This is a genomic window from Thermodesulfobacteriota bacterium, from assembly GCA_036482575.1.
In the GTDB taxonomy this organism is placed as follows: domain Bacteria; phylum Desulfobacterota; class GWC2-55-46; order GWC2-55-46; family JAUVFY01; genus JAZGJJ01.
The window spans coordinates 1-7,925 of record JAZGJJ010000168.1 but is presented as its reverse complement, the minus strand read 5'-3'; the positions used below and the strand labels follow the sequence as shown (position 1 = coordinate 7,925).

At 55.6% G+C, this 7,925-nt stretch carries 8 protein-coding genes; 4 read left to right on the top strand and 4 right to left on the bottom strand.

The window, feature by feature from the left end; translation table 11 throughout:
* From thrC to lipA, 4 genes are all read right to left on the bottom strand, one after another.
* The coding region (gene thrC / locus V3W31_07435; GenBank protein ID MEE9614769.1) for a threonine synthase at positions 1-732 on the bottom strand (732 nt) is incomplete at its 3' end.
* Complete coding sequence (locus V3W31_07430; GenBank protein ID MEE9614768.1) at positions 722-2,047, bottom strand: homoserine dehydrogenase; 1,326 nt, start codon at positions 2,045-2,047, stop codon at positions 722-724. The genes V3W31_07430 and thrC, both read right to left, overlap by 11 nt.
* Positions 2,048-2,072: 25 nt before the next feature.
* A complete protein-coding gene (gene alaC, locus V3W31_07425) occupies positions 2,073-3,260 on the bottom strand; it encodes an alanine transaminase (protein ID MEE9614767.1) in 1,188 nt (395 codons plus the stop codon).
* Positions 3,257-4,114, bottom strand: coding sequence for a lipoyl synthase (lipA, locus tag V3W31_07420; protein ID MEE9614766.1), 858 nt, complete (start codon positions 4,112-4,114; stop codon positions 3,257-3,259). The genes alaC and lipA overlap by 4 nt, the downstream gene beginning before the upstream one ends.
* A gap of 599 nt (positions 4,115-4,713) precedes the next feature.
* On the opposite strand from lipA, the gene V3W31_07415 reads away from it, so the two are divergent.
* The 4 genes from V3W31_07415 (at position 4,714) to V3W31_07400 (ending at position 7,666) form a co-directional block, all read left to right on the top strand.
* Positions 4,714-5,079, top strand: a complete 366-nt coding sequence (locus V3W31_07415; protein ID MEE9614765.1) for a hypothetical protein — start codon at positions 4,714-4,716, stop codon at positions 5,077-5,079.
* A gap of 68 nt (positions 5,080-5,147) precedes the next feature.
* On the top strand, positions 5,148-5,777 hold the full coding sequence (locus V3W31_07410) for a hypothetical protein (GenBank protein MEE9614764.1): 630 nt from the start codon (positions 5,148-5,150) through the stop codon (positions 5,775-5,777).
* Positions 5,765-6,901 (top strand): WD40 repeat domain-containing protein, encoded by a 1,137-nt coding sequence (locus tag V3W31_07405; GenBank protein ID MEE9614763.1) that lies wholly within the window; start codon positions 5,765-5,767, stop codon positions 6,899-6,901. Before V3W31_07410 ends, V3W31_07405 begins: the two co-directional genes overlap by 13 nt.
* A 12-nt stretch (positions 6,902-6,913) precedes the next feature.
* Positions 6,914-7,666: a M23 family metallopeptidase gene (locus V3W31_07400; GenBank protein ID MEE9614762.1), complete on the top strand. Its 753-nt coding sequence runs from the start codon at positions 6,914-6,916 to the stop codon at positions 7,664-7,666.
* The last annotated feature ends 259 nt before the right edge of the window (positions 7,667-7,925 follow it).

Below are 7,925 nucleotides of genomic sequence, written 5' to 3'. Positions count from 1 at the left end.
GGCGACGGTTTCGGGGTCTTTAACGGGCTCCCCCCTTACTATGGGCGCCGCGCCCGCGGCCTGGAAGCCCATCATCCTCGGCAGGCTCGAAATTATGCCGCTTTCGTGGTACTCCTTGTAGCCCCTCCAGTAGGCGGTGATGTTCCCGGCGTTGCCCACGGGCATGAAGTGGTAGGTCGGCGCGTGGCCGAGGTGCTCGCATACCTCGAAGGCCGCGGTCTTCTGCCCCTCCAGCCTGAAGGGGTTCAGCGAGTTCACCATGGTCACCGGATATTCCCCGGCTATCTCCTTTACTATGTTCAGGGCCTCGTCGAAGTTGCCCTTTACCTGCAACACCATCGCTCCGTGCATCATGGCCTGCGAGAGCTTTCCCAGAGCGACCGCCCCCTCGGGCACCAGCACGTAGGCCTTCATCCCTGCCTTGGCCGCGTAGGCCGCGGCCGCGGCCGAGGTGTTGCCCGTCGAGGCGCATATGACGGCCCTGGAGCCGTCAGCCTTCGCCCTGGAGACCGCCATCGTCATGCCCCGGTCCTTGAAGGAGCCGGTGGGGTTAAGCCCCTCGAACTTGAGCATGAGCCTTATCTTGCCAAGGACGTCCTTCAGGTTCGACGCCTCTATAAGCGGGGTATTGCCCTCCCGGAGCGTCACCACCGCGTCGTCGCCAGTCTCCGGCAGGTAGTCCCTGTACTCCCTTATAATACCCTCCCAGAGGCCTTTCCTGTTAAGCTGCATCCGGGCCCTCCTCTATCCTTATGAACCTGACCTCGTCCTTTATAACGTCCAGCTTCTCTATGTCCTTTATGGCCGAGCGTAGCTCCCTCTCGACCGCGTTGTGCGTGATTATCACCAGCGGCACCGCCCCTCCCGCCTGCCTGCCCTTCTGTATGACCGACGAGATGCTTATGTTGTGCGAGCCGAGCACGCCGGATATGGTCGAGAGCACGCCGGGCCTGTCCATGGCGGAGAACCTCAGGTAGTACGACATTTCGAGCTCGTCCATGCCCTTTATCTCCACATCCTTTACCGCCCCCTCGGTATGGCCGAGCGGCGAGAGCCTGCCGGGGCAGCCCTTCAGGATGTCCCTGCATATGTCGACCACGTCGGCCACGACCGCGCTCGCCGTGGGCATCATGCCGGCCCCCATCCCGTAGAACATGGTGGAGCCGACGGCGTCGCCCTTCAGGTGGACGGCGTTAAAGACCCCGTCCACCGATGCGAGCGGGTGATCGAGCGGGATCATGGTCGGGTGCACGCGCGCCTCGATGCCGCCCTCCACCCCACCGGGCGCCTTGGCTATGGCAAGGAGCTTTATAACGTAGCCGAACTCCTCGGCGAACTTTATGTCTATCTCGGTTATGTTGCTTATGCCTTCGGTGTATATGTCATCGAGACTTACGAAAGTGCCGTAGGCGAGGTCTATGAGTATGGCGAGCTTATGGGCCGTGTCGATGCCGTCGACGTCGTAGGCCGGGTCGGCCTCGGCGTAGCCCTTCTTCTGAGCCTGCGCCAGCACACCCTCGAACTTCCCGCCCTCTTTGCTCATCTTCGTGAGGATGTAGTTCGCCGTGCCGTTTATTATGCCGTACATGGACTCTATCCTGTTGGCCGCGAGCCCCTCACGGAGCGCTTTTATAATCGGTATCCCCCCGGCGACGCTGGCCTCGAAGCCTATGTTGAGCCCCCCTTTGGCCGCGGCCTCGAATATCTCACGGGCGTGCGTGGACAACAGCGCCTTGTTGGCCGTGGCAACGTGTTTCCCTTTCTTAAGGGCCTCAAGGGTAATATCCTTCGCCGCAGTCGTGCCGCCGATAAGCTCTATAACGATCGATATCTCCGGGTCGTTCAGTATCTCCGAGGCGTCGCTTACGAGCACTCCCTTTTCGAGCTCGACCCCCCGGTCCCTCTTTGTGTCCCTGTCCGCGACCTTCTTTAAAATCACCTCGCAGCCGAGCTTGTCCCTTAAGACCCCGGCGTTATCCTTCAGTATCTTTACAACTCCGGTCCCGACCGTGCCGAAACCTATAAGCCCTACGTTTATCTTCTCCATATGCCTCTCTCAGTTACCGGCTGCCTTATACGCCCCGCCGGAGGGAAAAAGCCTTCTTTATCCCCTTCGCGGCCTGCCTTATCCTCTGGCTGTTCTCAACGAGCGCGAGCCTCACGTACTCGTCCCCGCGCTCGCCGAACCCTATCCCCGGAGAGACGGCCACTCCGGCCTCCTTAAGGAGGAACTTGGAAAACTCGAGCGAGCCCATCTTACGCATCTCTTCCGGGAGTCTCGCCCATACGAACATCGTGGCCTTCGGCCTGTCTATCTCCCAGCCGGCCTTGGTAAAGCTATCGACAAGTACGTCCCTTCTCTTCCCGTAGAGCGTGCGGACCTCTTCAACGCATTCCTGCGGGCCGTTCAGCGCTATTATGGAGGCGATCTGGATGGGCTGGAACATGCCGTAGTCCAGATAGCTCTTTATCCTCGTAAGCGCCCCTATCATCCTGGGGTTGCCGACGGCGAAGCCCACCCTCCAGCCGGGCATGCTGTAGCTCTTCGAGAGGGTGAAGAACTCCACGCCGACCTCCTTTGCGCCGGGCACCGAGAGAAAGCTCGGGGCCTCGTAGCCGTCGAACACTATGTCGGCGTAGGCGAGGTCGTGAATGACCATCATCTTGTTCTCGTGGGCGAACTCGACGACCTTCACGAAAAAGTCCCTGTCCACCACGGAGGTCGTCGGGTTGTGCGGGAAGTTAAGGATGAGGAGCTTGGGCCTCGGCCAGGTCTCCTTAACCGCCTTCTCCAACTCCTCGAGGAAGTTCCCGCCGGGGACGAGCGGTACGCTCCTTAAATCCCCTCCGGCGATTATGACCGAGTAGGCGTGTATGGGATAGGTCGGCGTCGGCACGCAGACGACGTCACCGGGGCCGAGTATGGCGAGGGCCAGATGCGCCAGCCCCTCCTTGGAGCCGATCGTGGCCACGGCCTCGCTGTCGGGGTCTATATCGACGTCGTAGCGGCGCTTGTACCACTGGCTTATGGCGTGCCTGAGCTTATAGATGCCCTTCGAGGCCGAGTAGCGGTGGTTCTTCGGGTTACGTATGGCCTCGATGGCCTTATCCACCACGTGGGGCGGCGTGGGCTGGTCCGGGTTGCCCATGCCGAGGTCTATTACATCCTCGCCGCGCCCCCTGGCCTCGGCCTTCAAGTCATTCACGATATTGAAGACGTAGGGCGGAAGCCGCTTTATCCTGTTAAACTCTTCCATCATCCTGCTCTCTTCTGCCTGTTAAAGAGTTCCTCGGCGTTATACGAACTCCTTACGAACGGTCCCGAGTATACGTATCCAACTCCGATCTCTTTCCCGTAAAGCTCGTACTCCTTGAAAATCTCCGGGTCTACATACTCCTTAACATCGAGGCTCTCCCGCGTGGGCCGGAGGTACTGGCCTATGGTTACAGAGTCGCAGCCCGCCTCCATCAAGTCCCTTAAGAGCCCCTTTACCTCTTCGGCGCTCTCCCCGAAGCCGACCATTATGCCGGACTTGGTCATAACGCCGGAGTCCGAGGCCTTCTTTAAAACTCCGAGCGAGAGGAGGTAGTCGGCCTCGGGCCTTACCTCGGAGTAGAGGCGCTCCACGGTTTCGAGGTTGTGGTTGAATATGTCCGGCCCGGCCTCTATAACCGTCCCAAGCGCCCCCTCGTCACCCTTGAAGTCAGGTACGAGGACCTCTATGGAAATGTCTGAAATAGTATCCCTAAGTGCCTTTATTGTCAAGGCAAAGTGGCTGGCCCCGCCGTCGGGCAGGTCGTCCCTCGTAACCGAGGTAACGACCACGTGGCGTAGGCCGAGCTCCTTTGCCGCATCGGCGACGTTTTCCGGCTCAGAGGGGTCTACAATTGACGGCCCTCCGGCCTTATCCACGCTGCAAAAACCGCACCTCCGGGTGCACGAGTCCCCGAGTACCATGAAGGTGGCCGTGGGCTTCGAGAAACACTCGCCTATGTTGGGACACCTGGCGGACTCGCATACGGTGTGAAGGCCCCTCTCTCTCAAGATGGCCTTCATACGATGAAGGCTGCTCGGCCGGCCGAGCGGCCTCCTTAGATGGGTAGGTAGCCTCATTAATTAATGGTCGATCCAAAGCCGTAAAAAATATTAGAATAGCACTCTTTCCGCGGGATTACAAGCTTTTAGGGCACTCTGAGAGCGCGTATGGCGTTAACCGACATACGCCCGGTCGGGTAGAATAACTTCCCGCGGTTTCCCCCATAAAAACAAAGAGGTACGGGATTAGGGGTAGAAAAGATACCCTATTAGGGTATAGGCGTTTGTTTATCCGGCCTCGTCTTGCTATAATCGAAGCCGGTCCCGAAGAAGAACTCCAATGCCCGGTGCGAGGTAAAATGAGTAAGAACTCTTGCTTTCGGATATCGTTGCTTATCTTTTGTTTATTGCTATTTATTCCTGTGCAACCGACAGTATGCCTCGGGGGCAGACTGTTTACTTCGGAGCCGGCACAAATAAAGAAGTATGCGGCATATGTCAAAAGAGAAGGCGGCACCCTATCCCTGACAACGGAATCGGGACCGGATGTTACTTTTACGAATTCGTTGGAGGGCGCAGTCGGAGGCGCATACGTCTCGTACGAGTTTATCGATTATCTTCAGGATGTCGGTTTTTACCTTGTTTTTGAGCGTTACTATGAAGGAGACTCATACACCATGATATCCGATAGAACAGGGGAATTGTACGGGATCGCCGAGTTTCCGGAAATATCTCCGGACAGAAAACGTTTTATTGCGGCTTCTGCAAGCGACGCTTATAACGAAGACGGGGTCTTCATTCTTCGCTTTGAAGGCGGCCAACTGGTATCCGAGCTTACAAAGAAGCCGCAGGAGTATGCCCTGTATAGCTTTGTCGCATGGAAGGACAACAGTACCATACTGCTCTCCAAGGATACTCATTCCGACGGGAAGTTATGTCCGGAGTCGAATGGCATGGTGGTTCCGGTAACCCTGAAACTGGAGGAAGACGGCTGGATATTCCACGAAGACCTCTCTCCCGATGCTGTAAGATGCCATCAATAAGGAAAAGGATCTTACTTTTGTCTCTATCCATCCTCCTTTCCCTCGGCGGTTGTGCGGGCAAAAATCGCGTGTCGTCGGAAGAGGACGACTACTTTCAGTTTTTCTTCCCTAACGAGGAGGCCCGGATAAAGAAGTTCTCAACATACGTCAAAAGGGAAGGCGATACTCTATACTTCAAATTAAGGACCGGTTCTTACGCGACCCTTACGGACTTCGAGGGCTGCGAGGCGCAGCAATACGAGTGCGAAAGTTACCGGTTCCTTAACTACTACAGGGACGAGGAACTCTACCTCGTCTTCGTAAAGCAGTACGAGGGCTTCGACTACGTCATGGTAGCCGGGGGGACCGGCGAGACGCACAGGATTCACACCTTCCCTGGTTTCTCTCCCGATAGAAAACGCCTTATCACGACCCCCGGAGACGAAACCGGCTACGGGAAAAACGGCGTCTTTATCTGGCGCGTTGAGGACGGCGGGCTCGTGTCGGAGTTAGCCTACGAACTGTACGAATACGCCATGTACGGCGTTGAGTCATGGGAAGACGACGGGACTATAGTTCTTTCCAAACACGTCCGTGCGTACAAGGAGTTTTGCCCGCAATCGATCTTCATGACGGTCCCGGTGACATTGAGGTTGGAAAAAGGCGGCTGGAAATATTACGAAGACCTGTCTGTCGATACCGTAAAATGCATACAATAAAGAAAAAAATCCTCCTGATATCCATATCCATCCTTCTTTTCCTTGGCGGCTGTGCGGTCAAGGGGCATGTATCGGAAGGTACGAGAGGAAATATCGAGCTAAACAAGGGGGTCCATCTGGTATGGGATGCCGTTGAAGGCGATGGTAGCACACCTCTCTTCTGGTGCGGTAACAGCATGTTCGTGGTTAGAGGTAAGAACTCCGCCCTGGGACTTATGAATATATGGACGGGCGAGAGGGTGAAGATAAGCGCCGACAAGGACGACTTTCCGCTTGACTGCACCGCTGATGGAAAGTGGCTTGTATATATGGACCTCGCCTCTAAAAGGGCGGACAAGAAGGACGGTATTGCAACATCCGGCCGGGAGAGGCACGTGGCGGACCTGTATCGGTATGAAGTGGCTACGGGCAAAAAACAGAGGTTCGCGGCGGTACGTTACTCACTACACGAACGGGAGGTGGTCTCGCCGGACGGTTTTAAGGCCTTCCTGGGGGCCGGGCACGACTCCGCCATGGAGATGCCGGAACCCGGATGGGAAGCTCTGTGGTTCGGTAACGATTGGGACCACGCGGGGGCCGTATGGTTTCCGGACTCCTCCGGCGTGGTAAGTTACGGACATAACCCGAACGCTTTATTCGTCGAACTCTTCGGCAAGGGAGGCCGGAGCAGGCGTTTTGTGCTTGGGCCGGAATATAAAGGCAACATCCGAAAGCTCGCCACGGACAAAGAAAACAGGGTTTACTTCGAACTGAGCGAAGATAGCCCCGACACCTTACGCCTCATTTACCGTTGTGACATCCCGGATAGAAATCTCGCTTGCAAAAGGATATTCGAGCACGATGAGACGGTAAGTTCTTACATGATTTTGCCCGACGGGGACATTGTTTTCAATATAGACATGGACCCTTGCATACGGCGCATCTCCCCGCCCGAGACCCGCGCCGAGTGCGCCGCTAAAAAGGTTTACGAGGACATTATGTACGACGACATTACCTTTATCGGGACCTCCCCGAACGGCAGGTGGCTGGCCTTTGAAAGCACCAAATGGGTAAGGTCGCTGGAGGCTGATTTCTCGCATCACAGCAAAGGACACTTCCTTGTAATGGAAGTTGCTAACTATTAAGGAGGGAGAGAAATGGGGGAATTGAGGCTCATAAAGCCGGTCAAAGGCACAATCAGCGATGTTTACGGTACATTAAGGCGTAAAAAAGACAAAAAGACGGGTAAAATAAAATACTATCACCATTCCGGGATCGATTACGCGGCTCCGAGAGGCACGGATATTGTGGCGAGTGAATACGGAAAGGTAGTCAGGGCATCATTCCATTATCATTATGGACATCTGATTATCATTGACCATACCCCAAAGGCTAAAAATGATGAAGATCATTTATACACACTGTATTCACATCTTTACGGGCCGTACGTAAGTCATGGGGATTCGGTGAAAAAGGGAGAAAAGATAGGTGTGGTTGGCGATACCGGACGTGCTACGGGACCCCACCTCCATTTTGAGGTGATAGCCGCTCCAACAAAATTAGGCTGGAACCCGGAAGGTAATACCGGTATCAAGAGTGGCCTTCACCGTATAAACCCGGAAAGCTGCTTTAACCATACCTTCACCAAGAAAGGCACCATCGATGACCTGACCGATGGAGAGGTGCGTAAAATCAAGGACAGGCTGGACGTTGACCCTCATATAGATTTCAAGCGCGGCACCTGGCACGCGGACGTCTATCTCGGCGGAAAGAAGCTGGGCCGTGTCGATAAACACAACAACAGAATCACACTGAAGTTCACGCCCGAGGAGTTGGAAGAGTTGCTGAAAAGCCCGGTTCCTCCATTAGTGAAAGGGCCGAAAAAAGTGGCATACGAGATAAAGGTCTAACGCCGATCTTTTTTATTTTCGCCCGCTAACCCCTCGACAGGCCCTTCGACTTCGCTCAGGACAGGCCTGTCGTGAGCTTGTCGAACGGCTCAGGGTGAACGCATCAAACCGTCAAGTTTTCCGCCAGACGAGGCAGGCACACATTTTGGCCCGCAGGCGTATATTTATATACGTTGAGGAGCCAAAATGTGCGACCAACGACGTATGGCGGAAAAATCGGCGGTTTGGCACCCTCAGACAATCCCCCCCTCCTCAAGAT

What these genes read in the sequence shown, in the direction of transcription:
- alaC (MEE9614767.1), bottom strand. Translation starts at nt 3,260, where the DNA reads ATGATGGAAGAGTTTAACAGGATAAAGCGGCTTCCGCCCTACGTCTTC.
- V3W31_07415 (MEE9614765.1), top strand. Translation starts at nt 4,714, where the DNA reads ATGATATCCGATAGAACAGGGGAATTGTACGGGATCGCCGAGTTTCCG.
- V3W31_07400 (MEE9614762.1), top strand. Translation starts at nt 6,914, where the DNA reads ATGGGGGAATTGAGGCTCATAAAGCCGGTCAAAGGCACAATCAGCGAT.
- V3W31_07405 (MEE9614763.1), top strand. Translation starts at nt 5,765, where the DNA reads ATGCATACAATAAAGAAAAAAATCCTCCTGATATCCATATCCATCCTT.
- V3W31_07430 (MEE9614768.1), bottom strand. Translation starts at nt 2,047, where the DNA reads ATGGAGAAGATAAACGTAGGGCTTATAGGTTTCGGCACGGTCGGGACC.
- lipA (MEE9614766.1), bottom strand. Translation starts at nt 4,114, where the DNA reads ATGAGGCTACCTACCCATCTAAGGAGGCCGCTCGGCCGGCCGAGCAGC.